Source organism: Pelagibius sp. (assembly GCF_028289705.1).
GTDB lineage: Bacteria > Pseudomonadota > Alphaproteobacteria > Kiloniellales > Kiloniellaceae > Pelagibius.
On record NZ_JANQOI010000090.1, the window covers coordinates 15,098 to 42,045 of the forward strand.

At 65.6% G+C, this 26,948-nt stretch carries 24 protein-coding genes and 2 tRNA genes; 9 read left to right on the top strand and 17 right to left on the bottom strand.

Annotated features, from left to right (window positions below):
- Window position 1: 1 nt before the first annotated feature.
- The 5 genes from Q0996_RS12030 to Q0996_RS12050 all read left to right on the top strand — a co-directional run bounded on the left by Q0996_RS12030 (window position 2) and on the right by Q0996_RS12050 (window position 6,599).
- Window positions 2-2,806: a cation-transporting P-type ATPase gene (locus Q0996_RS12030; RefSeq protein ID WP_299619616.1), complete on the top strand. Its 2,805-nt coding sequence runs from the start codon at window positions 2-4 to the stop codon at window positions 2,804-2,806.
- On the top strand, window positions 2,806-4,542 hold the full coding sequence (locus tag Q0996_RS12035) for a cation:proton antiporter (RefSeq protein WP_299619619.1): 1,737 nt from the start codon (window positions 2,806-2,808) through the stop codon (window positions 4,540-4,542). Before Q0996_RS12030 ends, Q0996_RS12035 begins: the two co-directional genes overlap by 1 nt.
- A 98-nt stretch (window positions 4,543-4,640) precedes the next feature.
- Window positions 4,641-4,994 carry an iron-sulfur cluster insertion protein ErpA gene (erpA, locus tag Q0996_RS12040; protein WP_299619622.1) on the top strand — a complete coding sequence of 118 codons (354 nt, stop codon included), beginning with the start codon at window positions 4,641-4,643 and terminating at the stop codon, window positions 4,992-4,994.
- Between the two features lie 33 nt (window positions 4,995-5,027).
- Window positions 5,028-5,807 (top strand): exodeoxyribonuclease III, encoded by a 780-nt coding sequence (locus tag Q0996_RS12045; protein WP_299619625.1) that lies wholly within the window; start codon window positions 5,028-5,030, stop codon window positions 5,805-5,807.
- A 27-nt stretch (window positions 5,808-5,834) separates the two neighbouring features.
- Complete coding sequence (locus Q0996_RS12050) at window positions 5,835-6,599, top strand: rhomboid family intramembrane serine protease (protein ID WP_299619628.1); 765 nt, start codon at window positions 5,835-5,837, stop codon at window positions 6,597-6,599.
- A gap of 7 nt (window positions 6,600-6,606) precedes the next feature.
- Here Q0996_RS12050 and Q0996_RS12055 read toward each other — a convergent pair whose 3' ends face one another.
- From Q0996_RS12055 to Q0996_RS12095, 9 genes are all read right to left on the bottom strand, one after another.
- Window positions 6,607-7,200, bottom strand: a complete 594-nt coding sequence (locus Q0996_RS12055; protein ID WP_299619631.1) for a PilZ domain-containing protein — start codon at window positions 7,198-7,200, stop codon at window positions 6,607-6,609.
- Between the two features lie 170 nt (window positions 7,201-7,370).
- Window positions 7,371-8,894, bottom strand: a complete 1,524-nt coding sequence (locus Q0996_RS12060; protein ID WP_299619634.1) for a M81 family metallopeptidase — start codon at window positions 8,892-8,894, stop codon at window positions 7,371-7,373.
- Between the two features lie 21 nt (window positions 8,895-8,915).
- A complete protein-coding gene (gene ilvD, locus Q0996_RS12065; protein ID WP_299619637.1) occupies window positions 8,916-10,655 on the bottom strand; it encodes a dihydroxy-acid dehydratase in 1,740 nt (579 codons plus the stop codon).
- A 156-nt stretch (window positions 10,656-10,811) separates the two neighbouring features.
- Window positions 10,812-11,423: a biotin transporter BioY gene (locus Q0996_RS12070; protein WP_299619640.1), complete on the bottom strand. Its 612-nt coding sequence runs from the start codon at window positions 11,421-11,423 to the stop codon at window positions 10,812-10,814.
- 57 nt (window positions 11,424-11,480) lie between these two features.
- Window positions 11,481-11,951, bottom strand: coding sequence for a DUF6314 family protein (locus tag Q0996_RS12075; protein WP_299619643.1), 471 nt, complete (start codon window positions 11,949-11,951; stop codon window positions 11,481-11,483).
- Window positions 11,944-14,628: a valine--tRNA ligase gene (locus Q0996_RS12080; RefSeq protein WP_299619646.1), complete on the bottom strand. Its 2,685-nt coding sequence runs from the start codon at window positions 14,626-14,628 to the stop codon at window positions 11,944-11,946. The genes Q0996_RS12075 and Q0996_RS12080 overlap by 8 nt, the downstream gene beginning before the upstream one ends.
- A gap of 142 nt (window positions 14,629-14,770) precedes the next feature.
- Complete coding sequence (locus tag Q0996_RS12085) at window positions 14,771-15,427, bottom strand: DUF2497 domain-containing protein (protein WP_299619650.1); 657 nt, start codon at window positions 15,425-15,427, stop codon at window positions 14,771-14,773.
- A 394-nt stretch (window positions 15,428-15,821) separates the two neighbouring features.
- Window positions 15,822-17,258, bottom strand: a complete 1,437-nt coding sequence (locus tag Q0996_RS12090) for a TolC family outer membrane protein (RefSeq protein ID WP_299619653.1) — start codon at window positions 17,256-17,258, stop codon at window positions 15,822-15,824.
- Between the two features lie 161 nt (window positions 17,259-17,419).
- Entirely contained in the window at window positions 17,420-18,076 is a 657-nt protein-coding gene (locus Q0996_RS12095) for a protein-L-isoaspartate O-methyltransferase (protein ID WP_299619656.1), read from the bottom strand.
- Window positions 18,077-18,298: 222 nt separating this feature from the next.
- Between Q0996_RS12095 and Q0996_RS12100 the strand changes: the two genes are divergently transcribed.
- Window positions 18,299-18,372: transfer RNA gene (locus Q0996_RS12100), tRNA-Cys, on the top strand.
- A 66-nt stretch (window positions 18,373-18,438) separates the two neighbouring features.
- Here the strand turns inward: Q0996_RS12100 and Q0996_RS12105 are convergent.
- On the bottom strand, window positions 18,439-18,597 hold the full coding sequence (locus Q0996_RS12105; protein WP_299619658.1) for a hypothetical protein: 159 nt from the start codon (window positions 18,595-18,597) through the stop codon (window positions 18,439-18,441).
- A 296-nt stretch (window positions 18,598-18,893) separates the two neighbouring features.
- Here Q0996_RS12105 and Q0996_RS12110 point away from each other — a divergent pair, with 296 nt between their 5' ends.
- The 3 genes from Q0996_RS12110 to Q0996_RS12120 all read left to right on the top strand — a co-directional run bounded on the left by Q0996_RS12110 (window position 18,894) and on the right by Q0996_RS12120 (window position 19,985).
- On the top strand, window positions 18,894-19,019 hold the full coding sequence (locus Q0996_RS12110; protein WP_299619661.1) for a hypothetical protein: 126 nt from the start codon (window positions 18,894-18,896) through the stop codon (window positions 19,017-19,019).
- Between the two features lie 102 nt (window positions 19,020-19,121).
- Window positions 19,122-19,197 (top strand) — tRNA-Asn (locus Q0996_RS12115).
- 206 nt (window positions 19,198-19,403) lie between these two features.
- Window positions 19,404-19,985 carry a PAS domain-containing protein gene (locus tag Q0996_RS12120; RefSeq protein ID WP_299619664.1) on the top strand — a complete coding sequence of 194 codons (582 nt, stop codon included), beginning with the start codon at window positions 19,404-19,406 and terminating at the stop codon, window positions 19,983-19,985.
- 5 nt (window positions 19,986-19,990) lie between these two features.
- Here the strand turns inward: Q0996_RS12120 and Q0996_RS12125 are convergent, their stop codons facing one another.
- The 7 genes from Q0996_RS12125 to rfbB form a co-directional block, all read right to left on the bottom strand.
- Entirely contained in the window at window positions 19,991-21,163 is a 1,173-nt protein-coding gene (locus Q0996_RS12125; protein WP_299619667.1) for an aminotransferase class V-fold PLP-dependent enzyme, read from the bottom strand.
- A 36-nt stretch (window positions 21,164-21,199) separates the two neighbouring features.
- Entirely contained in the window at window positions 21,200-22,300 is a 1,101-nt protein-coding gene (locus Q0996_RS12130) for a tryptophan 2,3-dioxygenase family protein (protein WP_299619670.1), read from the bottom strand.
- Window positions 22,301-22,372: 72 nt separating this feature from the next.
- The gene (locus Q0996_RS12135; protein ID WP_299619673.1) at window positions 22,373-23,470 is read right to left on the bottom strand and encodes a hypothetical protein; all 1,098 of its coding nucleotides are present in this window, start codon (window positions 23,468-23,470) and stop codon (window positions 22,373-22,375) included.
- 15 nt (window positions 23,471-23,485) lie between these two features.
- On the bottom strand, window positions 23,486-23,755 hold the full coding sequence (locus tag Q0996_RS12140; RefSeq protein WP_299619676.1) for a MoaD/ThiS family protein: 270 nt from the start codon (window positions 23,753-23,755) through the stop codon (window positions 23,486-23,488).
- Between the two features lie 284 nt (window positions 23,756-24,039).
- Window positions 24,040-24,912: a glucose-1-phosphate thymidylyltransferase RfbA gene (rfbA, locus tag Q0996_RS12145; RefSeq protein WP_299619679.1), complete on the bottom strand. Its 873-nt coding sequence runs from the start codon at window positions 24,910-24,912 to the stop codon at window positions 24,040-24,042.
- A gap of 11 nt (window positions 24,913-24,923) precedes the next feature.
- The gene (gene rfbD, locus Q0996_RS12150) at window positions 24,924-25,832 is read right to left on the bottom strand and encodes a dTDP-4-dehydrorhamnose reductase (protein WP_299619682.1); all 909 of its coding nucleotides are present in this window, start codon (window positions 25,830-25,832) and stop codon (window positions 24,924-24,926) included.
- A complete protein-coding gene (gene rfbB, locus Q0996_RS12155) occupies window positions 25,833-26,903 on the bottom strand; it encodes a dTDP-glucose 4,6-dehydratase (RefSeq protein ID WP_299619685.1) in 1,071 nt (356 codons plus the stop codon).
- Between the last annotated feature and the right edge of the window lie 45 nt (window positions 26,904-26,948).

The window sequence follows — 26,948 nt, forward strand, 5'->3', positions numbered from 1 at the left end:
CATGGCGGCTATCGAGCAGCAGGACCTGCCGGCTGGACCGGTCAATCACGCCACCGACCTTAAAAGCTGGCACGCCTTGCGCGTCGAGGAGGTCTTGGCCGGCCGCGACGCCTCGCCGAGCGGACTGACGGATCGGGCCGCACGAAGCCGCCTGGCGATGCACGGCCCCAACCGCCTGCCGGCGCCGAAGGGCCGCGGCGCGTTGCTCCGCTTCCTGTCGCAGTTCAACAATCTCCTGATCTACGTTCTGCTGGGCGCGGCCGCTCTCACCGCGGCGCTCGGCCACTGGATCGACACCAAGGTCATTCTGGCCGTCGCAATCGTCAACGCGACCATTGGCTTCGTTCAGGAAGGTAAGGCCGAAAGAGCCCTGCAGGCGATTCAACGGATGCTGTCGCTGCGTGCGACTGTGCTGCGGAACCGGCAACGCACGACGGTGGCCGCAGAGGATCTGGTGCCGGGCGATCTCGTCATTCTCGAGCCGGGCGACAGGGTGCCGGCGGACCTCCGTCTGATACGCGCCAAAGGGCTGAGGGTCCAGGAAGCCGCGCTGACCGGAGAATCGGTCCCGGTCGACAAGTCGGTCGATGCGGTCCCACCCGACGCGGCGCTGGGCGACCGGACATCGATGGCCTATGCCGGCACTCTGGTCACTGCGGGACAAGGCGCGGGGATCGCGGTCGAGACCGGGGTCCATACCGAGATCGGCCGTATCAGCGGCATGCTGACCAGGGTGCAGCAGCTTTCGACCCCGCTGCTGCGCCAGATGAACGTCTTCGCGCGCTGGCTGACCGTCTTCATCCTCGTGGTCGCGAGTCTGGTTTTCGCAGTCGGTGTCACGCTGCGCGACTTTGCGCCGGTGGAGATGTTCATGGTCGTCGTCGGCCTCGCGGTGGCCGCCATTCCCGAAGGCTTGCCGGCAATCCTCACCGTCACCCTGGCCATCGGCGTTCAACGCATGGCCTCCCGCCACGCGATCATTCGCCGCCTGCCCGCCGTCGAGACCCTTGGGTCGGTGACCATCATCTGCTCCGACAAGACCGGGACGCTGACGCGCAACGAAATGACCGTGCGCTCGATCGCCACGGCGGAGCATGTTTTCGATGTCGACGGTGTCGGCTATGCGCCACGCGGCGGGTTCAGCTTGAAGGGGCGGGAGATCCTGCCCGAGCAATCGCCTCTCCTGGAGGAGATCGCGCGATCCGCGATCCTCTGCAACGACTCGAACCTGCAGGAAGAGAATGGAGATTGGACCGTCCATGGCGATCCCATGGAAGGGGCCTTGCTGACGCTCGGCCTCAAGGCGGGGCTGGATGCCGCGTTCGAAAGCAAGTCCCTTCCCCGCGTCGACTCCATTCCCTTCGATGCCGAGCACCGCTTCATGGCGACCCTGCATCACGGCCATCGCTGCGAGGCCGTCATCTGCCTCAAAGGCGCCCCCGAGCGGGTCATCGAAATGTGCCGCTCTCACCGTCGTGAAGGCAAGGATGAGCCGATCCGTCCGGAATACTGGCATGAGCGCATCGAGCGGATGGCTGCCCGGGGGCAGCGTGTGCTGGCCCTGGCCGTCAAGCCGGCCGAAGGCCGGCACCGGGAGCTTCGGTTCGACGATGTGGAAAACGGCTTCATCCTGCTCGGCCTCGTCGGCCTGATCGACCCGCCGCGCGAGGAGGCCGTCGCTGCCGTCGCCGAATGCCAGGCCGCCGGCATTCGGGTGAAGATGATCACCGGCGATCATGGCAGTACGGCGCGGGCAATCGCCGGACAACTCGGCCTCGTCAATCGCCGCGAGGTGCTGACAGGCAACGATCTCGATGCGTTGGACGATCAGGTGCTGATCCGGCGGGCATCGGACGTCGACGTCTTCGCGCGGACCAGCCCCGAACACAAGCTTCGCCTGGTCCAGGCCCTGCAGGCCGCCGGGGAGGTCGTCGCCATGACCGGCGATGGCGTGAACGATGCACCGGCACTCAAGCGTGCGGACGTGGGAATCGCCATGGGCGGCAATGGCACGGAGGCGGCCAAGGAAGCATCCGAAATGGTGCTGGCGGACGACAACTTCGCCTCTATCGCCGCCGCCGTGCGGGAGGGGCGCACGGTCTATGACAATCTCAAGAAGGCGATCGTCTTCCTGTTGCCCGTCAACGGAGGGGAATCCTTCGCCATCATCACGGCCATCGTCCTCGGCTACACCCTGCCCATCACGCCGCTTCAGATTCTCTGGGTCAACATGGTCAGCTCTGTCGGCCTGGCAATCGCCCTGGCCTTCGAACCCAGCGAAACGGATGTGATGAAACGCCCCCCGCGCCCCACGGGAACGCCCTTGCTTTCGGCGTTCCTGGCCTGGCGCATCGTCTTCGTTTCAATGCTCTTCCTCGCCGGTATCTTCGGCGTTTTCGCATGGACCCGCGCACAGGGCGCAAGCCTGGAGGAAGCGAGAACCTATGCCGTCAACACCTTGGTCGTCATGGAGATCTTTTACCTCTTCAGCGTGCGCTTCCTGCGCGCGCCCTCCTTGACGATAAAGGGCATTGTCGGCACGCGCGCCGTGCTTGTCGCGGTGGCGGCGATCGTCTTTTTGCAGCTCGTCTTCACCTATGCGCCTTTCATGGAAGCCTTCTTCGATACGCGCCCGGTCGACTTCATCCACGGGATGGAGATCATCGGCATCGGCATCGCCCTCTTCGCCGTTCTGGAATTTGAGAAGGGGATCCGGCTGCGTCTGGCCGCAAGGCGGCGGGACCCAGCGCCGGGTGCAGAAACCGCGGAGCTGGGGAGCGCGCCGGCCAGCCGGCGCGGGCCGTGATGCTGGAGATCGTTTCCGTCTCGGTCTTCTACGAGATCGCCGCGCTGCTGGTCCTGGCGACGGCCGTGGGACTGGTCGGGGTGATGCTTCGCCAGCCGCTGATCGTCAGCTTCATTGCCGTGGGCATCCTCGCCGGTCCGTCGCTGCTCGATATCGTGCGCTCGGACGAGCAGATCAATCTGCTGGCCGAGCTGGGAATCGCCGTCCTGCTGTTCCTGGTCGGCCTCAAGCTCGACATCAAGCTGGTTCGGACCCTCGGCCCCGTCGCGCTGACCACCGGGCTCGGGCAGGTCGGCTTCACCTCGGTGATCGGTTTCGCCATCGGCCTGGCTCTCGGCTTCGACGCCGTCACCAGCCTCTACATCGCGGTCGCCCTGACGTTTTCCAGCACCATCATCATCGTCAAGCTGTTGTCCGACAAACGGGAGATCGACTCCCTGCACGGGCGCGTCGCCCTCGGCTTCCTCATCGTGCAGGATCTGGTGGTGGTGCTGGCCATGCTGGTCATGTCCGGGATCGGTGCCGGCGCGCAGGACAGCGCGGCGGTTCTGGAGATCGCCCTCGCCTTCGGCTATGGCGCGCTCATGCTGGTCGCGGTCGGGCTCTTCATACGATTTGCCGCCGAGCCTCTGGTCGAGCGGCTCGCCCGGGCACCGGAGCTCATGGTGTGCTTTGCCATCGGCTGGGCCGCATTGCTGGCCGCCGTCGGCGATTTCCTGGGATTCAGCAAGGAACTGGGCGGGCTGCTTGCCGGCGTCTCGCTGGCTTCCACGCGGTTTCGCGAAGCGATTGCGGCAAGGCTGGCGCCGCTGCGGGACTTCCTGCTGCTTTTCTTCTTCATCGCCCTCGGGGCCCGGCTCGACCTGACGCTGCTTGGCGAACAGATCGCCGCGGCGATCCTGTTCTCGCTCTTCGTGTTGATCGGCAACCCCTTGATCGTCCTGATAATCATGGGGGCCATGGGCTACCGGAAACGCACCGGCTTCCTTGCCGGCCTGACCGTCGCGCAGATCAGCGAGTTTTCGCTGATCTTCACCGCGGTGGGCGTGTCGCTGGCCCATATCGGCAGCGAAACGCTGGGCCTAGTCACCCTCGTCGGCCTGATCACCATCTCCCTCTCCACCTACATGATCACCTTCTCGCACCATCTCTACGCATGGCTCGAACCCTTCCTGGGACCCTTCGAGCGCCGCGGCACCCCGCGCGAGGGATTGAGCCGGCAAGACCACGGACGCGAAGGCTATGACGTTTTGCTGTTCGGTCTCGGACGCTATGGCAGCGCCCTTGCGCGCCGCCTCTCCCGCCACGGCCTGAAGGTCCTGGGCGTCGATTTCAATCCCGCCGTCATCAGGCAGTGGCGGCGCGACGGCCTCGATGTCGCCTATGGCGACGCCACCGATCCCGAATTCGTGGCAAGCCTGCCGCTTTCCGGGGTCGGATGGGCGGTCTGCGCCATTCCCGAGCATGAAACGGGAATTACCCACGAAGATTCCCGCCTGGGGTTGATCGACGCCCTGCGGAGCGATGGTTTTGCGGGCCGCGTGGCGGTGACGGCCAACCGCCCCGCCGACAAAGAGGCCCTGGCCGAGCGGGGTGCCGACTTGATTCTACACCCATTCACGGACGCCGCGGATCGGGCCGCGCAGCTCATCCTGGGCGAGAGAGCGGTCGCCGAGCCCCAGCGGGCCCCGGCGCCTGGCGATGCCGCGGAAACGCGGGGCCGCGACGGGATTTGACAACGCGGCAGGAGTCCCTACATCTTGGGTGAGGTTCTGGCACCCGGACCGCCTATGGTTAACCGCCGGTGAATCCGCACTGACAGATGAAGGCCGCCATGCCGTCGCAAGAGATGACACTGCCGCAGACGCTTTCCCTGACCGCCAGTGCGGCCAAGCGGGTCGCCTGGCTCATCGAGCAGGAAGGCGATGCCGGGCTGATGCTGCGGGTCGCGGTCTCCGGGGGCGGCTGCTCCGGCTTTCAGTACGGCTTTTCCTTCGACAAGACCGTCAACGGCGACGACCTCACCTTCGAGCGCGACGGCGTCACCACAGTGATCGACGAGACGTCGCTTGAGCTGCTGGCCGGCGCCGAGATCGATTTCGTCGAGGACCTCGGCGGCTCGTCCTTCCAGATCCGCAATCCCAACGCCACCTCCTCCTGCGGCTGTGGATCGTCTTTCGCCGTCTAGGCGCCAAAACGCGGACCTGCGGGAGCTGCGCAGATGACCAGCATCGCGAGCTGGAACGTCAACTCCATCAAGGCGCGCCTGCCGAACATCCTGTCGTGGCTCGAGACCGCCAGCCCCGACGTCGCGCTCCTGCAGGAGTTGAAGACCGTCGAGGAGAACTTCCCGCGCCTTGAGATCGAGGCGCTGGGCTACAACTGCGCGGTTCTGGGCCAGAAGAGCTACAACGGTGTCGCCATCCTGTCGAAGGCGCCGCTGGAAGACGTGCTGGAAGGCCTGCCTGGCGATCCCGATGACGAGCAGGCCCGCTATCTCGAGGCCACCACCTTCGGCTTGCGCGTCGCCTGCATCTACCTGCCCAACGGCAACCCCATCAAGACCGAGAAGTTCCCCTACAAGATCGCCTGGATGGACCGCTTGCGGGCCCACGCCCGGGGCCTTCTGGACAGCGAGCAGCCGGTGGTCCTGGGCGGCGATTACAACGTCATCCCCCAGGACGAGGACGTTTACGACCCCAAGGCCTTCGCCGGCGATGCCCTCACCCAGCCGGAAAGCCGCCAGCGCTTCCGGGCGCTGGTGAACGAGGGCTACACCGAGGCCTTTCGGGCGCTGCACGACGAGCCGCACCAGTACACCTTCTGGGACTACCAGGGCGGCGGCTGGCAGAACGACCACGGTCTGCGGATCGACCACTTCCTGCTCTCGCCCCAGGCCGCCGACCGCCTGGAAAGCTGTGAGATCGACCGCGGCCCCCGGGGCGAGAAGAAGGCCTCGGACCACACGCCGATCGTCTGCCGGCTGCGCGAGGCCGCCTAAGCGGCCCCGCCAAGAGGCGCTCAGCCCTTGCCTTTCATCCCGCTGCACGACGACGCGCCGCGCTACCACATCGCCCGGCCCTGGACGACATGGTGCCTGCTTGCGGGAACCGTGCTGTTCTACCTGCTGCAGATAACCGGCGGCGAACAGGACTTCCTGCGGCTGGTCTACGGCCTCGGCATGATCTCGGCGACGCTGACCGGCGAGCGGGAACTGGCGAGGGACCTGGTGCTCGTCGCCCCGGCGACCACGCTGGTGACCTACCAGTTCCTGCACGGCAACTTCATGCACCTCTTCGGCAACATGGTCTATCTCTGGGTCTTCGGCGACAACGTCGAAGACGCCATGGGCCATTTTCGCTTCCTGGTCTTCTATCTGCTATGCGGGGCGCTGGCTGCGCTCGCCCAGATGGCCGTCGATCCCGGCTCGGCCACGCCGCTGATCGGGGCCAGCGGCGCCATCTCCGGGATTCTGGGTGCCTATCTGCTGCTGCACCCCAAGTCCAAGGTGCTGGTGCCGGTGGTCATCATTCCGCTCTACCTGCCGGCCTGGCTGCTGCTGCTCTTCTGGTTCGGCTTTCAGTTCTTCGCGCTGGCCGGCGGCCAGGGCGACAGCAACGTGGGCTGGTGGGCCCATATCGGCGGCTTCGTCGCCGGCCTGCTGTTGATCCCGGTGTTCCGCCGCAAGACCGTGCCGCTTTTCGGCATGGGCGATCCGCCGCGCGGCGTCACCCTGCGCCGCGGCGTCGGCTGGCAGAGCGACCGCCCGGGCCGCCGCGGCCCCTGGGGCTAAGCAGGTTTCAGGCGGAGGCTTTGATGGCCGGCAGCAGGTTGCCCAGGACGTTTGCGATCTGGGCCGGCTCCTGGCTGAACTGAAGCCCGAGAACCCGCCCGCGCTGCCAGACGACCTTGGCCTGAAGGCCCTCGAAGCGGTCGCCGCTCAGCGTGACGGCGCCGCTCAGGTCGATTTCCTCACTGAGGGCAACCTTGGCCCCGCCGAGGGACATGTTGAGCACCGTGCAGTCCAGCATACGGCCGCCCACAGAAAGCTGCCCCGGCCAGAGGACCGAGCGCCGGAGGAACCGTCGTCGCCCCTCCTCGTCGCCGAAGCGCTCGAGGATGTCCTGAAAGACCGCATCCTGACTCTCGGGGTCGCCACAGAAGGCCAACTCGAGGCAGTCGCCGTCGGAGTCCACGGGCTTGCAGGCCAACTGCCCGAAGCCGCGCACCGCCAGAAACAGCTCCTCCGCTTCGCCGAGATCGCCGAGAGGCCGCACCAGGGCGCCGCTTCTTGCCAGCGTCAGGATCTCGCAGTCCACGGCCCCGTCGGGCGTTTGAATCGTTCCGGGTTGCTGCAGGGCAACCTGCTGTTCGACCAGCCGCAGTTCCGTCATCGCTTTACCTGTCCGTCGCCGATGTCGCGGGCCGCGCGCATTCCACCGACCCGCTCTCGCGTTCCGGGTCCAACTATGCGGTCCCGGACGTTAACAACTGGCGAAAGGGAGCATTCGAGGCAAATGCCGCAAATACCTGCTGAATCAGGCAATTAGGCAGCAGACTGACCCTAGTTGGCAGCCTGGACAGGCTCCGGGCGAAAGGCGGGACCCAGCGGCATGAGGCGCAGCCCGGGCCGCAACCGGCGGAACGGCAGGTCGAGATTGTCCAGAACCACCGAGCCCGGCGCAGCCACCACCAGAACCTTCTCGGCGATGGGCTGGAAGTCGGCACGGAAGTGCACCGAAGACTTGAGGGCCAGGATCGGCTGCTCTGCCGGTTCGACGTCCAGGTGCCGGAGCATTGCCTGGTCGGCGAGCTGGACCTTGCTGGACGCCACGGCGATCCGGACCCCGTCGAGTTCCAGCAGCGCCGTGCGGCCAAGCTGCATCGGGGAGCCCTTGTAGAAAGCCCCGGTGCCCATGAAGCGGCCATCGCCGATCCGCAGAACCTTGAAGGTGGCTTCGAGGGGCGTGTCGTCCGGGATGCCGGAATGGCCGCCGAGCGAAAGGGCGATCTCCGCCCCCTCCCCCGCCGCGTGGGCCGCTTCCGCGGCTTCTGGATCGTAGAGGTTCGCGATCACGGCGCCCCGGGCCCCTTCGGCCAGGAGGGCCCGCAACAGGCCCGTGGTGTCGGAATTGCCGCCGCCGCCGGGATTGTCCTGGGCATCGGCCAGGACCACAGGGCGTGTGGCGGAGCGGGCGATCTCCATGGCCTTGCGGACCGCTTCGCGCGGCGCCAGGGCGTCCAGCGCAAAGGCCGCCTCGCGGTCCACCGCGGCCCGGTAAAGCGCCTCGGCCGCCGCATCGGCCGCGTCCTGGGTGCGGCCATAGGCCACCAGCGAGGCGCCGGCCTCGGGGAAGTCCGCCGGGCAGAAGCCGCAGGCGAAGGAGACGGCGGTCACCTCGGGCGCGTTCGTCAGGCGCTCGACCTGCTCGTAGACCGTCTTGGCCGGTTCCGCCAGGGTGCAGCCGCTGGTCAGCGGGATCATGAAGGGCAACTGCCGAAAGGCCTTGCAGCGCCCAGCCTCGCCGGCGATGAGCGCCTCCAGCAGTGCCGCCGAACGCACCCCGGTCGCCGCCATGTCGACATGAGGATAGGTGCGGTAGATCTCCAGACAGTCGGCGAACGCCACCATGCGCTTGGTCACGTTGGCGTGGAGATCAAGGCTGACGACAATGGGCAGATCGGGACCGACCACGGCGCGGATGCGCTCCAGCATCTCGCCTTCGCCGTCGTCGACATGCTCGGCCACCATGGCCCCGTGCAGGTCGAGGTAGAGCCCGTCCAGGTCCCGCAGGGCCGCCAGGTCGGCAACCATCTGCCCGACGATCCGCTCGTAGGCGTCTTCGGTGACCTGGGCGGAGGGGGTCGCCTGGCTCCAGGAGAGCGGCAGCAGCTCGTGCCCCGCCGCCTGCGCCGCCTCGACGAAGCCGGCGATGCCGATGTTGATCCCGGCGACCGCATCGAACAGCCCCTCGCCCCGGGTCAGCCCCGGCCAGGCGCAGGCCTGGGCGAAGTCGTCATAGGTCGCGTTGAAGGTCGCGAAGGTGTTGGTCTCGTGCTGAAACCCGCCGACCGCGATGCGTGCCATGGCCTTGCCTAACTGTCCGCCCTAGATATCCGCGAAGACGTGGGTCTCGGCCTTGGCGCCGGGGTGGGTCACCGCGCCCAGGTAGGCCGGGCCGACGGTCTCGGCGTAGCGCCAGATGGCGCCGGACTGATAGTCGTGCCGGCGCGGCTGCCACTTGGCCTTGCGCGCCGCCAACGCCTCGTCCGAGAGCTCGACGTCGAGTTGGCCGGTCTCCGCATCGATGACGATGATGTCGCCGTTTTCCAGGAGGCCGATGGGCCCGCCCACTGCCGCCTCCGGCCCGACATGGCCGATGCAGAAGCCGCGCGTCGCCCCGGAGAAGCGGCCGTCGGTGATCAGCGCCACCTTGTCGCCCATGCCCTGACCGTAGAGCGCCGCGGTCGTGGAGAGCATCTCGCGCATGCCCGGGCCGCCCTTGGGACCCTCGTAGCGGATCACCAGGACCTCGCCCTCCTCGTAGCTGCGCTCTTCCACCGCCTTGAAGCAATCCTCCTCGCAGTCGAAGACCCGGGCGGGGCCTCGGAACTTCTGAGACGTCATGCCGGCCACCTTCACGATGGCGCCTTCGGGCGCCAGGTTGCCGCGCAGCCCGACCACGCCGCCGGTTGGTGACAGGGGCGATGACACCGGCCGCACCACGTCCTGTCCTTCCGGGAAGACCACGTCCGCCAGCACCTCCTCGATGCTCTGGCCGCTCACGGTCAGGCAGTCGCCGTGCAGGTAGCCGCCGTCCAGCAGCGCCTTCATGACCACCTGGACGCCGCCGATCTCGTAAAGGTCCTTGGCCACGTAACGGCCGCCCGGCTTCAGGTCGGCGATGTAGGGGGTGGAGCGGAAGATATCGGTCACCGCTTCAAGGTCGAAGTCGATGCCGGCCTCATGGGCGATGGCCGGCAGGTGCAGCCCGGCATTGGTCGACCCGCCGGAGCAGGCGACGATCCGCGCGGCGTTCTCCAGCGACTTGCGGGTGACGATATCGCGGGGCCGGATCCCCTGCGCCAAGGCATTCATCACCGCCTGGCCCGAGGCCTCCGCATAGGCATCGCGCGACTCGTAGGGCGCCGGAGCACCGGCCGAACCCGGCAGGGCAAGCCCCATGGCCTCCGACACGCAGGCCATGGTGTTGGCGGTGAACTGCCCCGCGCAGGAGCCCGCGGAGGGACAGGCCACGCACTCGATGTGGTGCAACTCCTCGTCGGACATCTTGCCGGCGGAGTGGGCGCCGACCGCCTCAAAGACGTCCTGCACGGTGATGTCCTTGCCCTTATGGCGTCCCGGCAGGATAGAGCCGCCGTACATGAAGACCGAAGGCACGTTCAAACGCACCATGGCCATCATCATGCCCGGCAGGGACTTGTCGCAGCCGGCGAGGCCGACCAGGGCATCGTAGCAATGGCCGCGCATGGTGAGCTCGACGGAATCGGCGATCAGGTCGCGGCTGACCAGGGAGGACTTCATGCCCTGATGGCCCATGGCGATGCCGTCGGTGACGGTGATGGTACAGAACTCCCGCGGCGTGCCGGAGGCGGCCTTCACGCCTTGCTTGACCGCCTGGGCCTGGCGCGACAGGGAGATGTTGCAGGGGGCCGCTTCGTTCCAGCAGGTAGCGACGCCAACGAAGGGCTGGGCAATCTCCTCCTCGGTCATGCCCATCGCATAGTAGTAGGACCGATGGGGCGCGCTCTCCGGCCCCACCGAGACATAGCGGCTGGGCAGTTTCGACTTGTCGAAGACCGTTTTGGGCTTGGCGTCGAGTGGCATGACGGAGGGCTCCCTCGCTGATCTTGTTCCGTTCTTACGCGTTTGGCGGCAGGATAGCCGCCGCCCCCGGCCCCCACCACCGCGAATTCTGCATGCCGCCATGCGTGAAGGGGCCGGCAGAGCCGACCCCTTCGAAAATGGAGATGACAGAGGGTCCTAGCGGAACCGCTGCAAGAGCTTCCAGGCCAGCGGCAGGCTGACGGCGACCAGCGCCAGCTTCAGCAGATCGCCGGGGATGAAAGGAATGAGGCCCCACTCGAGGATCGGCTTGTCCCAACCGAAAAGGATGCCCAGCCAGAACAGGCCCGGAAGGTAGATCAGGACATTGCCGATCAGCATAGCCAGCACGGCGGTCACCACATTGCGGTCCCAGCCGCGTTCGGCCAGGCCACCGCAGGCCGCCGCCGCCAGGACATAACCGACGAGATAACCACCCGTCGGGCCCACCATGTAGGCAAGGCCGAGTCCCTTCTCCGGAGTGCCGGCGAAGACCGGCAAACCGGCCGCGCCCTCGGCGAGATAGAGCAGAACGGTGGCAGCACCAAGCCGCCAGCCATAAGCCATGCCGATGGCCAGCACGGCGAAGGTCGTCATGGTCACAGGCACCGGATAAAAGGGCACCTGGATCTTGGCGCAGGCCCAGAGCAGCAGCGAGCCCAGGACTGCCAGGAGGACAGCGCGCAGCGCACTGTTCATCTCGCCCAATGTGCCCTGCCGCGGCCAGAGCGCCACCGCCAGGGTTTCTTGTCTCGCTTGCAATGCCGTCATGATGGTCCGTTCCCCTTTGTCCCTAAACCAAGCTTGCGGTGATATTCACGTCACTCGTTACAGCGCCCGAGAGTAGTGGCTGTCAAGTCTCAGGTCTTTGCGCGGCCCGCGCACGGACCAGACGACCCGCAATGAATCCCGGTCAAGCGCCGTGAACGCCCCCTCGTAGCAGTCGTCGCTGCAGAGATGCCGGCAGGCCCAGCGGCCGCTGCTAAGATCGAGATCGTGGAACGGTCGTCCGTCTGAAAAGCAAACCTCTGCCCGCTGCCTTGACGGAAAGGTGTAGCGATAGGTCTGGAAAGCCGGGCCCTTGTGCGCGCCAAGGCGTAACTCTCCATCCTCTTCGTAGATCAGGTGGTCCCCGTCTACCGCGAAGGCGGCAGAGCCATCAAAGCGGCCAAGCTGATCCAACCGGCCATCGTCGATCTGCCGGACAACCTTCCATTTTCCTTCGAGAAACGCTCGCAAATCTCTGATTTCGAATAGTGTTTCTCTCGAACCGGAAAGCCTGGCGGCAGCTTCAGGCACTGCCGAGCCGCTCCAGGGCGTGCTGCAGTTTGTCCATGGCCTGCTGGCTGTCGGCCAGGCGCTCGCGCTGCTCCTCGACCACTTCGGCAGGGGCCTTGGCGACGAACTGGTCGTTGGAGAGCTTCTTGTCGAGCTTGCCGATCTCGCTCTTGACCTTGTCCATCTCCTTTTTCAGCCGCGCCTGTTCCTGAGCGATGTCGATCACGTCGGCCAGGGGCAGGACCAGAGTCGACTCCTCCAGCACATCCTGCACCGATCCGTCGGGGACCGGCTGGTCGAAGGCGATCTCCTCGACCCTTGCCAGAGTTTGGACCAGCGCGGCGTGGCCCTTGACCCGCTGTTTGGACTCCTCGGAGGCTTCGTTGACGATCAGCGCGATCCGCGCGCCGGGCGGAACGTTCATCTCCGAACGTACCGCGCGGATCTGACCGATCATGCGCACGATCCAGTTCAGGGTCGCATCGGCCTCCGCGTCCAGTAGAGATTCGGGCATTGCCGGCCAGGCTGCCGTGGTCATGAGTCGCTCATCGCCCTCGCCGGTCTGTGACCAGAGTTCTTCGGTGATGAAGGGCATGATGGGGTGCAGCAGGAACAGCGCCTGATGCAGGACCCAGAGTGCCGTGGCGCGGGTTTCCGCCTTGGCCGCTTCGTCGTCACCCTGGAACAGCGGCTTGGCGAACTCCAAGTACCAGTCGCAGTAGGTGTGCCAGATGAACTGGTAGAGCGCCTGGGCGGCCTCGTTGAAGCGATAGGCTTCAATGGCGCCGCGCACCTTCGGCTCCACCTGGACAAGCTGGCTGACGATCCAGCGATTCACCCGTTCCCGGTTGGTCGCCGGATCGAAGTCGGCGCCGTAGGTGCAGGCGTTCATCTCGCAGAAGCGCGCGGCATTCCAGATTTTGGTGCAGAAGTTGCGGTAGCCCTCGATCCGGCTTTCCGCCAGCTTGATGTCCCGGCCCTGGGCCGCCAGGGCGGTCAGGGTGAAACGGACGGCGTCGGCGCCGAACCTGTCGATCAGGTCCAGCGGGTCCACCACATTGCCCTTGGACTTGGACATCTTCTGGCCCTTCTCGTCCCGCACCAGGGCGTGGATGTAGACGGTGTGGAAGGGCACCTGGCCATCCATGAAGTGCAGCCCGCTCATCATCATGCGGGCGACCCAGAAGAAGATGATGTCGAAGCTGGTGACCAGCACGTCGCCGGGATAGTAGCGCTTCAGCGCCTCGGTCTCTTCCGGCCAGCCCAGCGTCGAGAAGGGCCAGAGGGCCGAGGAGAACCAGGTGTCCAGTACGTCGGGATCGCGGGTCAGGTCCACTGCCTTGCCGTAATGGGCGGCGGCCAGCTTGGCGGCCTCGCCTTCGTCATGGGCGACGAAGACCTCGCCGTCGGGCCCGTACCAGGCCGGGATCTGATGGCCCCACCAGAGCTGGCGGGAGATGCACCAGGGCTGAATGTTGCGCATCCACTCGTAGTAGGTCTTTTCCCACTGCTTGGGCACGAAGACCGTGCGGCCGCTCTCCACCGCCTCGATGGCGGGCTTGGCCATGGTGGCGGCATCCACATACCACTGGTCCGTCAGGTAAGGCTCAATCGGAACCCCGGAGCGGTCGCCGTGGGGCACCGTGTGGCGGTGCGCGTCGATCTTCTCCAGCAGGCCCGCCGCCTCCATGTCGGCGACGACCCTCTTGCGGGCTTCGAAGCGGTCCAGCCCGCGATAGGCCTCGGGCACGTTGTCGTTCATGTTGGCGTCACGGTCGAAGACGTTGATCATCTCCAGGCCGTGGCGCTTGCCCACTTCGAAGTCGTTGAAGTCGTGGGCCGGGGTGATCTTCACCGCGCCGGAGCCCTGCTCCGGATCGGCATAGGCGTCGGCGACGATCGCAATCCGCCGGCCCACCAGCGGCAGGATGGCATGCTTGCCGACGAGATCTGTGTAGCGCTCGTCATCGGGGTGCACCGCCACCGCGGTGTCGCCGAGCATGGTCTCCGGCCGCGTGGTGGCCACGACAATGAAGCGGCCCTCCTCACCCTCGATGGGATACTTGAAGTGCCAGAGATGGCCGTCGATCTCCCGCTGTTCGACCTCGAGGTCGGAGATCGCGGTGTGGAAGCGTGGGTCCCAGTTCACCAGGCGCTTGTCGCGGTAGATCAGGCCCTCGTTGTAGAGGGTCACGAAGACCTTCAACACCGCTTCCGACAGGCCCTCGTCCATGGTGAAACGCTCGCGCGACCAGTCGCAGGAAGCGCCGAGGCGGCGCAGTTGCTTCAGGATGATTCCGCCCGACTCCTCGCGCCAGGCCCAGACCCGCTCGACGAATTCCGCGCGCCCGATCTGGCGGGTGTTGCCCTCGGCCAAGGGCATGCCGCGATCCAGCTCGATACCGTCCTTGGCCAGCTCACGCTCCACCACCATCTGGGTGGCGATGCCGGCATGGTCCGTGCCTGGTTGCCAGAGCACGTCGCGCCCCTGCATGCGCTGGTAGCGGATGAGAATGTCCTGCAGCGTGTTGTTGAGCGCGTGGCCGATATGCAGGCTACCCGTCACATTGGGCGGGGGGATCATAATGGTGTAGGGCTGCTTGGCCTCGTCAAACTGCGCGGCGAAGGCCTTGGCCTCCTCCCAGCGCGCGTATTGGCGGTCCTCGACCTCCTGGGGCCGGTATGTCTTGTCCAGCATCGCTGGCGGTCCTCTTGAACGGCTGCCGGACGCGCACAAACGCGCGCGCCGCGGTGACAAAATCGGGAATGGGATATCAGATGGTGTTCGATCGCGCCATACAGCAGGTCCACCGGACGGACCGCCTGGGCGGCGGCCCGGCCTACTGATCTTCGGCGCGTCGTACCATCTTTTTGATCTCCTCGCGAACGATCCGTTCTACCAGATCGGGGAGATTTGCGTCCAGCCAGCCTTTCAACTCCGGCGCCAAGGATTCGCGGACCAGTTCTTCCAGGGTCCGGCCACCACCGATGGCGATGCCGTCGGGCTGCTGATTGGCCAAGGCAGCCTTGGACACCGCGGCCAACGAGGCAGTGGCCGCCGCCGCCGTGGCCGCTGAAACGATCTGGCTTTCCAGCCCTGCCCCTGCCGGGGCCAGGTCGGTGCCGGGTTCGGAAACCGGCGGATCCTCGGTTTCGCCCTCTGCGACGATCTCGGCGTCCAGTTCCGGTTCGGCTTCTGGTTCGGGCTCAGGCTCCGCTTCTGCCTCGGGTTCCGGCTCGGGCTCGGGCTCAGGTTCCGGCTCGGGTTCCGGTTCTGGCTCGGGTTCCGGTTCTGGCTCAGGTTCTGGTTCCGGCTCTGGCTCCGCTTCTGCCTCGGGTTCCGGTTCCGGCTCAGGTTCGGGCTCAGGTTCGGGCTCAGGTTCCGGGTCTGGCTCGGCCTCCGGTTCTGGCTCGGCCTCCGGTTCTGGCTCGGCTTCCGGCGCCGCCTCCGCAGGCTCTTCATCCAGGTCGACGATGCTTCCGTCGTCGGCGACCATCTTTGTGAGATCGAGAATGTTGTCGGCCCCGCTGGGTGCCGCTGCGGGCGCCGCTTCGGGCTCAGGCGCCGGCTCCGGTTCCGGCGCGGGCTCCGGTTCGGGCTCTGGTTCGGGCTCTGGTTCCGGCTTGGCCTCAGGCTCCGGTTCAGGCTTTGCCTCGGCCTCGGCCGCCGGCGCTTCCTCGCCTTCGGCCTCCTTTTCCTCTTCCGCAGGCTCGTCTTCCGAGATGATTCGCCGGATGGAGGCGAGGATCTCCTCCATTGTCGGTTCGTTTTGCTCGTCCGGCGTGCTCATACCATAGCGGCCTTTAAGACCAAGATCGTCATCTCAGTTGAACGGACTTGTAACACTGGATAGTGGTAAAGCGGAAATTTTCTGTTAACCAAAAAGCGGATTACTCGGTAAGCCCCGGCGCCGTCAAGCCGAACCAAGTGTCTCTGACGGCACGATAATCCACTTCCGGGTCATAGATGTCCGTCGGAAGGGCGAGGTCCCCCGCCGTCATCCGGCCGATGGCCGTCAGCACCTGATAGCTGGCGACGATCTCATCGCGTTGCGCGCCGACCAGGCTGACCTGGGCGTCCAACAGTTCCTGCTCTGCATCCAACACGTCGAGAACGGTCCGTGCGCCGACGGCATTCTCCTGGCGCACGCCTTCCAGGGCGATCTCATTCGCCCGCACCGACTCCTGAAAGGCCTGGATCTGCGCCCGCGCCGTTTCCAGGCTTTCCCAGGCGGAGATCGCGTCCTCGCGGGCCTGGCGCAAGGCCTCGCGCACTTCGAGGCGGCGTTGGCTGGCAACCTGCTTGGCTTCCCGCACCCGGCTGGAGACCGAGCCCTGCTGATAGAGCGGCACCGAGACCACCGCCAGGACCTCGGCGGAACGGCTTTCGCTGCCGCGCGACGAGCGTTCGTTCTGGTAGCTCAGCCCGCCGCGAAGCTCGACCTCGGGGTACAGCTCGCCTTTCACCTCGCGCACGGTGCGCAGGGCGGCCAGTTCGGTGAACTGGGCTGCCAGGACCGAGGGGTTGGCCGCCTCCGCCTCTCCGATGACGGATTCCTGATCGGCGGGCAGCGCGCGCGGCCCCGGCGGCCGGTCGAGAAGCTGCGGAAAGACGCCTATGACATTTTCAAAGGCCGCCCTGCTGGAGGTGAGATTGCCCTGGGCCTGGATCGTGTCGGCGCTGGCGGTGGAAAGACGGCTTTCCGACTGCGCAACGTCGGTCCGCGTCACCTCGCCCACTTCGAAGCGGTCCTGGGTGGCCTCCAACTGGCGCGCCAAGACCTGTTCGTTGTTCTGATTCAAGCGCAGCACCGACTGGTCGCGCCAGACATCGGCATAGACCGTTACGCCGTCGAAAAGCACGGACTGTTCTGTATCGGCCAGGAAGGCGCGTTGCGCGAAAACCTCGTTCTCGGCCCGCTCGGTGCCCGCCACGGTGCGACCGCCGCGATAGAGCGGCTGTGTTACGTTCAGGTCGGTCGCCACCGGGCTGCGGCTCTCGCTGCCCCGGTCCGTCGGCCGGTCGACGTTATCGACAGCCGAACCGACACGGCCTTCGGCCTCGACCAAGGGGCGCCAGTCGGACAGTGCCTGGGGCACACGTTCGTTCACCGACCGCAACTCGGCCCGTGCGGCATTCAGCGTTGGGTTCGACTCGTAGGCCTGGATCAGCGCCTCTTCCAAGGTCTGCGCTCCGGGCGATCCGGTGCCGAAAGCGAATACCGCAAGGAGGGCTCCGGCGGCGGTCAGCCCCCGCGCAGACCTTTGTTTCACCCTGCGGGCGCCTTCCAGGTGATCGAAACGCCGGCCAACGGTTCCTGATCTCATGCGAGACTGTCTCCCTGCTGTCCTTGTCGGGCCCCGAATCGGGTGACCCCTCTAAGATTGCATCGCGAACACATAACTTCTACGGGTGACGCGGCCGAAAGACACTGACAAACCTTCGAACCCGGCGCGATCCTCCGGCAATTGCCGAATGCAGCCAGCGCCTAGAAGACGAAGCCCGCCTCTCGCTCGAAGCCCGGCAGCAGCGGGACCGCCGCATCGAACAGCTTGCGCGTGGAAAAGATCTCGCCCGAACGCTCGATCAAGGTGGCGCGGCCAATTCCGGTTTCATCCAGAACGACGGCCGCCAGCCGCCCGCCCTCGGCCATCTGACTCTTGATCGCCGCCGGCACCTCGTTGACGGCCCCCTGCAGCAGAATCACGTTATAGGGCGCCTGCTTGGCATAGCCCCCCTGCAGCGCCCCCTCAACGACCACGGCATTGTCGAGGTCCAACGCGTTGAGCGTTGCATTGGCCTGCTCCACCAGCGCGTGATCGTGATCGAGCCCGACCACGGTTTCCGCAAGGCCGGCAAGCACCGCTGTCGAATAGCCGGTGGCACAGCCGAGGTCGAGGATCATGTCGCCCGGTTCCGGCTGCACAGCCTGCACCATGCGGGCGAGGACCATGGGCTCCATGAGAAAGCGCCGGGGCGCCACCTCCAGGTCCTCGTCGACATAAGCGATGCCGCGCAGGACATCGCCGACAAACTGCTCACGGGGCACGGCTTCGAAAGCCTCGATGATGCGCGGATCCGTCACCTTGTTGGTGCGAATCTGGCTGTCGACCATGTGTTGGCGCGCTGCCGCGAAATCAACCATGTCACCTTCTGCGCTTTTGTTATTTCCCCCCGACAAAGGCCTGAAGATCAGCCTTCGCGATCAGTTTTATAGGTGCGCAGATTGAAGAAAACAACGCAACAGAAAGTCACAGCTACCGGCAGAAGCGAACCGCAAAGCCGGCAAACGGGTCGCGCAACGCCATGACCGCTGGCGCCTTGACCCGGCATGGGGCGGGCAGTATAGCTTCTGCCCGCCTGCCACGGCCCGGTGGGAGAGTGGCTATCCAGAGGATTGCAAATCCTTGCACGCCGGTTCGATTCCGGCCCGGGCCTCCACGCAGACTTTTCGATTCCCTCACCCGAACTGCAGATGCGGTAATCAGCGTGTCAGCGCTGCTGGCTTTAGCGCGCCATGGCCTGGAGCAGGCTGTACCAGCCGTAGCCGACGGCAGCGAAGAAGAAGGCAAAGGTCCCAACGGCCGCGAGGCCGCTAGCCAGTCGCTCCCAAAACGGCGGCATCAGTCCGCCGATCTCCCACTCGCCTGCGCTGCGGTCCGTCATCTCGCAACTCTTCCTCGTCTTGTCTGCCCTTACTGCCTGCCCGACCGAACCGCCGTGTTCCGGCCGACCGCGCTTCAGGGAACAGAGCCTATGTCGACCTCTGGCCTTTGGCAAGAACAAAACACGAACAACTGAATTTCTTTACCTTTTGCTGAGGGATATCCCTACACTCTTTGATGATGCTTCTTTCGGGAATCGGTATTGGGCCAGTCGCGTTCGACCACACGCCGGGAGACTGAACGATCCGAGAAGACATTCTTATCTGCCTGCCGGAGCGGCTTCATCCGGTCAGCCAGATGTTCCTGGAGCGCTGGCTTTCCGGCGATATGACGACAGCAGAGTTCCTGCGCTGGTTCCATATGCCGAACTCCTCGTATCTCTCCGTCGCCAAGTGCGTTCTGGCCGTGGTCTCCGGCGCCTGACCGGCCGCAAAAAAAGCTGCAAAATCTTTGCAGCCATGCCGGCGGTTTGATATAACCGCGCTTCGCTGATCGGGGCTGGCCCCCTTGGCGATCTTTTCCTGATCCGCGGTAGCTCAGTTGGTAGAGCAGGTGGCTGTTAACCACCGGGTCACTGGTTCGAGTCCAGTCCGCGGAGCCAACACACAAGCAGAGGGAGCGTCTCTTTGAACCGACGCTCCCTCGCTTGCTTCCAGATCGCTCCCGCGTCCGAGCAGTCCCCCACGCCCAGGCCAAAAAGATGAGTTCTTTCAATGCCGATGCGGCGCTGGTCCCTGCCAAACTGTGGTATAGAAAAAGAGTCTTTCGATTCTGCCCGGAGTTTGGGAGTTGGGTCAGCTCATAGGAATGCCGCTGCCCGCATCGTCAATTGCGAAGTGGCAGGAGACCGCCGCGAGCGCACGGAGCTATCTCGCCAGCGCGGAAGCGCTGAAGATGCTCGAGGTCTGGGCGTCCTGCGGCATGGGCGACCAGCCGCCACAACGCGAAGACCTCAAGCCCGAGACCTTCCCGGCTCTGCTGCCGGATATCTGGCTGATGGACTACCTGCCCGAGACCCGGCAGCTCCGCTACCGCCTGGAGGGCGAGAACATACGGGCACGCTACGACCGTTCCCTGGTCGGGCATTGTCTGGAAGACATCATAGCCCCCGATGCTCTCGAGAAGGTGCGGCACTACTTCCTGGCCTGCGTCGAGGCGCCGGCGATTACCATGGTGGTCGGCAGGCTCTATCACGAGTGGCGGCAACCGGGCTACGGCGAGCGCTTGCTGCTGCCCCTGTTCTCGGCGGCGGGCAAGGCCGAGGGCCTGGTCGGCATCACCGTCTACAAGCAGACTTTCGCCAACCGCGCCCTGGCCGAGGAGCGTTCAAAGCGGATCACCTGTATCCTGCCGCTGGACGGCTCGAAACCCGAAGAACACTCCGAGTAGCCGCCTCAGGAAAGCTGCTGGAGACGATTCAGCAGCGCCTCGACATCCCCTTCGTCCTGGTAGAGGCCGAAGCCGAAGCGCAGGCGAGAGCCGCGGTGGTCGGTGATGACGTTCGCCGCCAGCAGACCCGCCTGAAGAGCCGCTGCGCGCTCCACCCCCAGCTCAAAGGTCAGGAACTGGCCGCAGGCTTCCGTCCGCGGGTCGAGCAACAGGCTCTCCCGCGGCAGGACGGGCGGCGCCCGCCGCTCGAGCCCGTCGAGAAACAGGTCCTGCAGTTTCCGGGCGTGAGCGTGGATCGCGGTCGCGTCCAGCCCTAGATCGTCCAACAGCCGGAGCACGGCAAGCAGGCGATAGATGCCGACGGGGTCGAAGGTGGCGCCCAGGAACCGCCGGGCATCGGGGGCATAGGCGACGGCATCGGGCTGTTGCGCCTCCAGCGCCCCGAAGGCCGCATACCATCCGGTGTCACGCGGGCGCGGCCCATAGCCCGGGGGCGCGTGGAGGAAGCATGTCCCCTCCCCCGCCATGGCGTACTTGTAGCCGCCGGAGAGATAGAAGCCGCGCTGTTCGATTGCCGAGAAGTCGGTCGGCCGTGCCAGAAAGCCATGATAGCCATCGATGACCACGAAGCTGCCGTCGTCCGGCAGGCCGGCAATCAGGCCCTCCAGGTCGGCGATGGCGAAGCCGGAATTGAAGAACACCTGGCTGACGTAGATCAGGTCGTGGGTCTGTTGGGCCGCGGCTGCCGCAAAGCGTGCGGCGAAGTCACCGAAGGGCTGCACCGGAATGCGCTGCACGGCGATCAGCCCCTCCTCTTCGAGCCGTGCGGCCTGCCGCGTGAAGCTGTGGAATTCCCCGTCGCTGGTGAGGATCCGCGGCGGCCGACCCGCCGGAAGGCAGGAGAGAATCCGGCGCAGGAATTCATGGGTGTTGGGGGCAAAGGCCAAGGAGGCGGGATTGGAGAGCCCCAGAACCTTGGCGATCAGATCCTGGGTCTGGGGAACGATCTCTCCGAAGACATGTTCCCACTTGCGATCGGCAAGGCGCGCCGCGTCGTCCCAGCAGGCCATCTGTGCGTCATGGGTGACGTCCGGCCAGAGATGGTGGCTGTGGGCGGCGAAATGCAGGCGCTCAGGATCGGCGCGCAGAGAGCGGCTGAAATGCGCCTTGTGGCTCATCGCCCAATCATCCGGCATTCGGGCATCAACAGCCGCTCACCTCTCGGGAGCCGCATAGCCGTAGCCCATGGCCCGCAGCAGTTCGTCCGGCAGGGGCGGCAGCGCCGAGCGCGGAATGAGGAATGTCGAGAGCGCGAAGAGGTCGCCGAAGACACGATAGCGGCGCGCCGCCTCGCTCAGGTAGTCGTGGCCCGAAGACCCGCCGGTGCCCAGCTTCATGCCGATCATGCGCTGGGCCATGAGGGCGTGGCGGTAGCGCCAGGCGGTCATCGTCTCGTCGATATCCATCAGCAGGCTCAACAGCCGGAAGGGGAGCTGCAACACCGGCTCGTCGCGGTAGAGCGTGATGAACAGCGCCGCCTGCAAGGCCCGCCAGGAAAAGCGCCAGACCCCCTGGGCCGCCAGCTCTGCATGGCGCGCTTCGTCGTAGATCGCTTCGAAGCGCTCCTGCGCCGCTTCCAGCGCCGCGAGGCCGGCGTCCCTTTCCTTCGCCCCGATCGCCGTGTTGGCCCGCAGGATCGCACTGTCCTGCGCCAGCATCCGGCTGACGGCGGCGCGATAGCTCTCCTGAAAGCGGTAACCGCCCAGTTCGACGAAGGGGGTGCGCCCCAGCCAGGCTTCCACCCGGTCGCTCAGGCTCGGCACGCCTTCGGCGGCCTGGACCCGCAGGCGGTCGGCCTCGTTCAGGCGGCTGTCATAGGGCTTGTCGTCCGGGCTTACCCGCTCCCCGCGCCGCAGGCCGAGGCCGATCTCGATGAGCCGGAACTGCAGCGACTGAAACCCCGAGGACGGAAACAGCAGGTCGCGGAACTCCAGGAAGTCCAGGGGCGTCATGGTCTCCAGCACGTCGAGCTGTTCGATCACCAGCTTCAGGATGCGCTGAATGCGGTTCAGGGCGGCCACCGCCGTGCCGATGTCGCGGTCGGCCACCGCGTCGCTGGCAAAGAGGCGATCGATCAGCGCCATCTCGTGCAGGATCTGCTTGAACCAGAGCTCGTAGGCCTGGTGGACGATGATGAACAGCATCTCGTCGTGCGCCGGCCGCCCGCGCTCTTCGCTTTCGGGCTGCTGGGCCGACAGCAGCCGGTCGAGCCGCAGGTAATCGCCGTAGTAAAGCGGCTTGGCGTCTTCGCTCACGGGCCTGGTCCTCCCTTGGTGGGCGGCTCCCCGCAGCGAAGCGCGATTCGGCCCCTCGATCAAGCCGTCGGATCAAGTCTCCCGAAAGGCCACCTGATTGATCGGCGGAAAGTGGGCGGAGAGCAGCGACCATGTCTCGCCGCCGTTCTGCCCCAGCCAGAGCGCGCCGGTGGTGGAGCCCATGGCCAGCCGTTCGCCGCGTCCGTCGACATCGAGGGCATGGCGGTAGACGAGATCGTAGGCGGTGCCTTGCGGCAAACCCTGCGAGAGCGCTTCGAAGCTGGCGCCGCCGTCGCGGGTGCGGGTGACCACGAAGCGGCCGTCCACCGGCACCCGGCATTCGTCCTTGACGGCGGGCACGAACCAGGCGGTCTCGGCCTCCGCCGGATGAACGACAACGGCAAAGCCGAAGCCCGAGGGCGCAGCCTTGTCGATGACAACGAAACTGCGCCCGCCGTCGTCCGAACGGAAGATCCCGCAGTGGTGCTGACACCAGACCCGCGACGGGTCCGCCGCGCAAACGGCCAAGCGGTGCGGGTCCTGGATGCTGGGATCGTCGATACGGTCCGGCGGCATGTAGTCGGCCGCCAGGCCCTTGCCGCCGAGCTGCCAACTTTCCCCGCCATCTTCGCTGAGCCACACGCCCCCGCAGGAGATCCCGACCGTGAGTTTCCGGCTGTCCTGCGGATCGACGATGATGGAATGAATGCCGGGGTCGTCGTAGCCGCCGCCGAACCAGTCCTTGCGCGACGGCTGGTTCCACAAACTCTCGATCAGGTGCCAGCTCTCGCCGCGGTCGTCAGAACGAAACAGCGCGCCGGGAAGCGTGCCGGCCCACAGCCGACCCGGCTGGTCGCTGCCGCCGGCCACCAGGGTCCACACGAAATTGACGCTTGGGGCCTTGTCGCCTCCGCTCTCTCCATTGCCTGCCGCCGTGAAGGCGGGCGGCGCAAGTTCCTGCCAGCTCGTCCCGAAGTCATCGGAGCGATGCAGCTTGTGCCCGAAATGGCCCAGGTTCAGGGCCGCGTAGAGGGTGCCGTCGCGCGGGTCGTAAAGCACGGAGGAAACCGGATCGCCGAGAAACCCGAGGCAGCGCGGAGCCGCGCCGGCGTTCCCGCTATCGAGCGCAAAAAGCCCCTTGCGGGTCGCGATCAAGAGATCTTCAGCCATGGCTTCCCTCCGAGGCTATCCGCCAGACAGCGCCTGAAAAACGAAGACCTCGTCTTCCGGTCCGACGGGATCGCCGAGCCCATCGCGGTCCGAGATCATGACGTTGTTGACGAAGACGTTCACATGGCGCCGCAGGCGCCCCTGGTCGTCGACGATATAGGAGCGCAGCATGGGGCGCTGCGCGAAGACCGCGGCAAGCACCTCCACCACCCGTCCGCCCTCCACATCCAGCGAAGGGCAATCGAGATGACGCTGCAGGTTGGCCGTGAAGGTAACACGCGGCATCGCTTCGCTCCCGAAGGGCAAGCCTGCCTCTTCCCAGGTACGATTTCAATTGCGAGAGAGGGTAGTGGCTCTTGTTGGTAGCCTTGCTCGAGTTGAATGGCTTGAATTCAATGGCCTACCAATGCCATTCCTCCCCACGTCGTCACCCTCGGGCTTGTCCCGAGGGCCCATGGAAAGAGCGAGACCCGAACCTACATGGATTGCCGGAACAAGTCCGGCAATGACGATCAGGGAGGTCGAGGCAGGAGAACCCTTTGACGGATAGGGCTGGATTTGGGCCGGGTCTAAGCCCGCTCCTCGGCAATTCTCAGCAGGTACGCGCCGTAGTCGTTCTTGCGCAGCGGTTCGGCGAGGGCGCGCAGGTCGTCGGCCCCGATGAAGCCCTTGCGGAAGGCGATCTCCTCGACGCAGGCGATCTTCAGGCCCTGGCGGTGTTCGATGGTCTGCACGAACTGGGCGGCATCGATCAGGCTGTCGTGGGTCCCGGTGTCGAGCCAGGCATAGCCGCGCCCGAAGCGCTCCACCTTCAGTTTGCCGGCGTCGAGATAGAGCCGGTTGAGGTCGGTAATCTCCAGCTCTCCCCGCGCCGAGGGCTTCAGATCGGACGCCAGATCCACCACCGTCTCGTCATAGAAATAGAGCCCGGTCACCGCGAAGCGGGACTTTGGTCGGGCCGGCTTTTCTTCCAGGCTGATGGCTTGGCCCTTGGCATCGAACTCGACGACGCCGTAGCGCTCAGGATCGGAGACCTGATAGCCGAAGACGGTCGCCCCTTCACGCAAAGCGGCAGCGCGCATCAGCACGTCCTGCAGTCCCTGCCCATAGAAGATGTTGTCGCCGAGGATCAGGCAGCACTTGTCGCCGGCAATGAAATCGCGCCCGATGAGAAAGGCCTGGGCCAGGCCCTCGGGCTTCGGCTGCACGGCAAAGCGGATGTCGAGCCCCCATTGCCGGCCGTCGCCCAGCAGGGTGTGAAACAGCGGAGCATCGTGGGGCGTGGTGATGATCAGGATATCGCGAATGCCGGCCATCATAAGAACAGACAGCGGATAGTAGATCATCGGCTTGTCGTAGACCGGCAGGAGCTGCTTGCTGACCGACAGGGTGACCGGATGCAGCCGCGTCCCCGCGCCGCCTGCCAGGATGAGACCTTTCATCGCCTATTCCCCTATTGTCCGCCGGCGGGCTGGACGGCGTCGGCGCCGTGAAGCTCCCGCAGAACATCGCGGAGACCCGCACGCCAATCGATGGCCGCCTGACCGAAACGCGCCCTAAAGGCGCTGCAGTCCAGGCGTGAGTCCGCGGGCCGCTTGGCCGGCGTGGGATAGTCCTTGGTCGCGATCGGCTTCACGGAGGGAGGGACCTCCCCGGTCAGCGCCTGGCGCTCGGCAAAGATCGTCTCAGCGAAATCGAACCAGGTCGTCGCCTCTTCCCCACAGCAGTGATAGGTGCCCCAGGGTGCCTCCCTCATCTGCGCGGCAACGGCAAGGATGGCAGACGCTAGGCTTCTGGCCGGGGTTGGGCAGCCGCGTTGGTCCGCCACCACCGACAACTCCTGGCGTTCGCGGCCCAGCCGCAGCATGGTCTTCACGAAGTTGCCGCCCTGGGCCCCGAAGACCCAGGAGGTGCGGAGGATCACATGCCGGGGGCAGCGCTCCCGCACCGCCGCCTCGCCGCCCGCCTTGCTGCGCCCGTAAACCCCGAGCGGCGTCGTCGCATCGGACTCCACATAGGGCGCGCCCTTGCTACCGTCAAAGACGTAGTCGGTAGAGATATGGATCAAGGCAACTTCCCGAAGGCGACAGGATTCGGCGACGCTGGCCGCACCGTCGCGATTTACCGACATTGCCAGATCTTCTTCGCTTTCGGCCTTGTCCACTGCCGTGTAGGCGGCGGCATTTATCACCGTAGCGTAGTAGCCCTTGTCCAAAATGCGCCGCAGTCCTGCCGCATCGGTGATGTCGAGCACGCGATGGGGAATGGAGTTGAGCGGGATACCGCGGCTTGCTGCCAGCTTAGCGACCTCGCGGCCCAATTGACCCTCGCTGCCTAACAGAAGCAAATCTCCTGCGAGCATCTAACCGGCTTTCTTCGAGGTGGACAAACCCAGGCGCTGCCCCTGATAGCGGCGCTGCTGAATGCCCTGCCACCAGGCCTCGTTGTCGAGATACCAGGCAACCGTCTTGCGCAGGCCCTGTTCGAAGGTCTCCTGCGGATGCCAGCCAAGCTCCTCCTTAATCTTCGAGCAGTCCACCGCATAGCGCAGGTCGTGGCCGGGGCGATCGGTGACGAAGGAGATGAGATCGCGGCGCGAACCTCCTTCGCTGCGGGGGCGTAGTTCGTCGACCAGATCGCAGATCATGTGCACCACATCGATGTTGCGCATCTCGCTGTCGCCGCCGACGTTGTAGGTCTCGCCGATCCGCCCTTTGGTCAACACGGTGGTCAGGGCCCTGGCGTGGTCTTCGACATGCAGCCAGTCGCGCACGTTCTCGCCTTTGCCGTAGACGGGTAGCGGCTTGCCGTTCAACGCATTGATGATCATCAGCGGGATCAGCTTCTCCGGAAACTGATAGAGCCCGTAGTTGTTGGAGCAGTTGCTGGTGACGGCCGGCAGGCCGTAAGTGCGGTTCCAGGCACGCACCAGGTGGTCCGAGGCCGCCTTGCTGGCGGAATAGGGCGAATTGGGCTGATAGGGCGAGTCCTCGGTGAAGTGACCCTCTGCCCCCAGCGCCCCAAAGACCTCGTCGGTCGAGATGTGGTGGAAGCGAAAATCTGCCTCTTCGCGGCCTTCCAACTCCTGCCAATAGGCGGTCGCCGTTTCGAGGAGGCGCTGGGTACCCACCACGTTGGTTTGGATGAAGTCGTCGGCATTGTCGATGGAGCGATCGACGTGGGACTCCGCGGCCAGGTGCATGACGGCCGTGGGGCGATGCCGCGCGAAGACACCGCGCAAGGCGCCCGCATCGCAGATGTCGACCTTCTCGAAGGCATAGCCGGCATCCTCCGCCCAGTGCTCCAGCGCCTCGGGCGTCGCCGCGTAGGTCAGCTTGTCGACGTTCACCACTTCGGCCGTCTTGGTCGACAGGAGGTGGCGGATGACGGCTGACCCGATAAAGCCGGCGCCGCCGGTTACCAGAATCTTCATTCAGCGGTCCCCCAGGCCAGCAACGACAGCGTCATGGCTGCCGGC

Bases quoted from the DNA above. Each gene is read 5' to 3' on its own strand.
- Q0996_RS12030 (WP_299619616.1), top strand. From the start codon at position 2: ATGGCGGCTATCGAGCAGCAGGACCTGCCGGCTGGACCGGTCAATCAC.
- Q0996_RS12035 (WP_299619619.1), top strand. From the start codon at position 2,806: ATGCTGGAGATCGTTTCCGTCTCGGTCTTCTACGAGATCGCCGCGCTG.
- erpA (WP_299619622.1), top strand. From the start codon at position 4,641: ATGCCGTCGCAAGAGATGACACTGCCGCAGACGCTTTCCCTGACCGCC.
- Q0996_RS12045 (WP_299619625.1), top strand. From the start codon at position 5,028: ATGACCAGCATCGCGAGCTGGAACGTCAACTCCATCAAGGCGCGCCTG.
- Q0996_RS12055 (WP_299619631.1), bottom strand. From the start codon at position 7,200: ATGACGGAACTGCGGCTGGTCGAACAGCAGGTTGCCCTGCAGCAACCC.
- Q0996_RS12060 (WP_299619634.1), bottom strand. From the start codon at position 8,894: ATGGCACGCATCGCGGTCGGCGGGTTTCAGCACGAGACCAACACCTTC.
- ilvD (WP_299619637.1), bottom strand. From the start codon at position 10,655: ATGCCACTCGACGCCAAGCCCAAAACGGTCTTCGACAAGTCGAAACTG.
- Q0996_RS12070 (WP_299619640.1), bottom strand. From the start codon at position 11,423: ATGACGGCATTGCAAGCGAGACAAGAAACCCTGGCGGTGGCGCTCTGG.
- Q0996_RS12080 (WP_299619646.1), bottom strand. From the start codon at position 14,628: ATGCTGGACAAGACATACCGGCCCCAGGAGGTCGAGGACCGCCAATAC.
- Q0996_RS12085 (WP_299619650.1), bottom strand. From the start codon at position 15,427: ATGGTCGCCGACGACGGAAGCATCGTCGACCTGGATGAAGAGCCTGCG.
- Q0996_RS12090 (WP_299619653.1), bottom strand. From the start codon at position 17,258: ATGAGATCAGGAACCGTTGGCCGGCGTTTCGATCACCTGGAAGGCGCC.
- Q0996_RS12095 (WP_299619656.1), bottom strand. From the start codon at position 18,076: ATGGTTGATTTCGCGGCAGCGCGCCAACACATGGTCGACAGCCAGATT.
- Q0996_RS12105 (WP_299619658.1), bottom strand. From the start codon at position 18,597: ATGACGGACCGCAGCGCAGGCGAGTGGGAGATCGGCGGACTGATGCCG.
- Q0996_RS12110 (WP_299619661.1), top strand. From the start codon at position 18,894: ATGTTCCTGGAGCGCTGGCTTTCCGGCGATATGACGACAGCAGAGTTC.
- Q0996_RS12120 (WP_299619664.1), top strand. From the start codon at position 19,404: ATGCCGCTGCCCGCATCGTCAATTGCGAAGTGGCAGGAGACCGCCGCG.
- Q0996_RS12125 (WP_299619667.1), bottom strand. From the start codon at position 21,163: ATGAGCCACAAGGCGCATTTCAGCCGCTCTCTGCGCGCCGATCCTGAG.
- Q0996_RS12135 (WP_299619673.1), bottom strand. From the start codon at position 23,470: ATGGCTGAAGATCTCTTGATCGCGACCCGCAAGGGGCTTTTTGCGCTC.
- Q0996_RS12140 (WP_299619676.1), bottom strand. From the start codon at position 23,755: ATGCCGCGTGTTACCTTCACGGCCAACCTGCAGCGTCATCTCGATTGC.
- rfbA (WP_299619679.1), bottom strand. From the start codon at position 24,912: ATGAAAGGTCTCATCCTGGCAGGCGGCGCGGGGACGCGGCTGCATCCG.
- rfbD (WP_299619682.1), bottom strand. From the start codon at position 25,832: ATGCTCGCAGGAGATTTGCTTCTGTTAGGCAGCGAGGGTCAATTGGGC.
- rfbB (WP_299619685.1), bottom strand. From the start codon at position 26,903: ATGAAGATTCTGGTAACCGGCGGCGCCGGCTTTATCGGGTCAGCCGTC.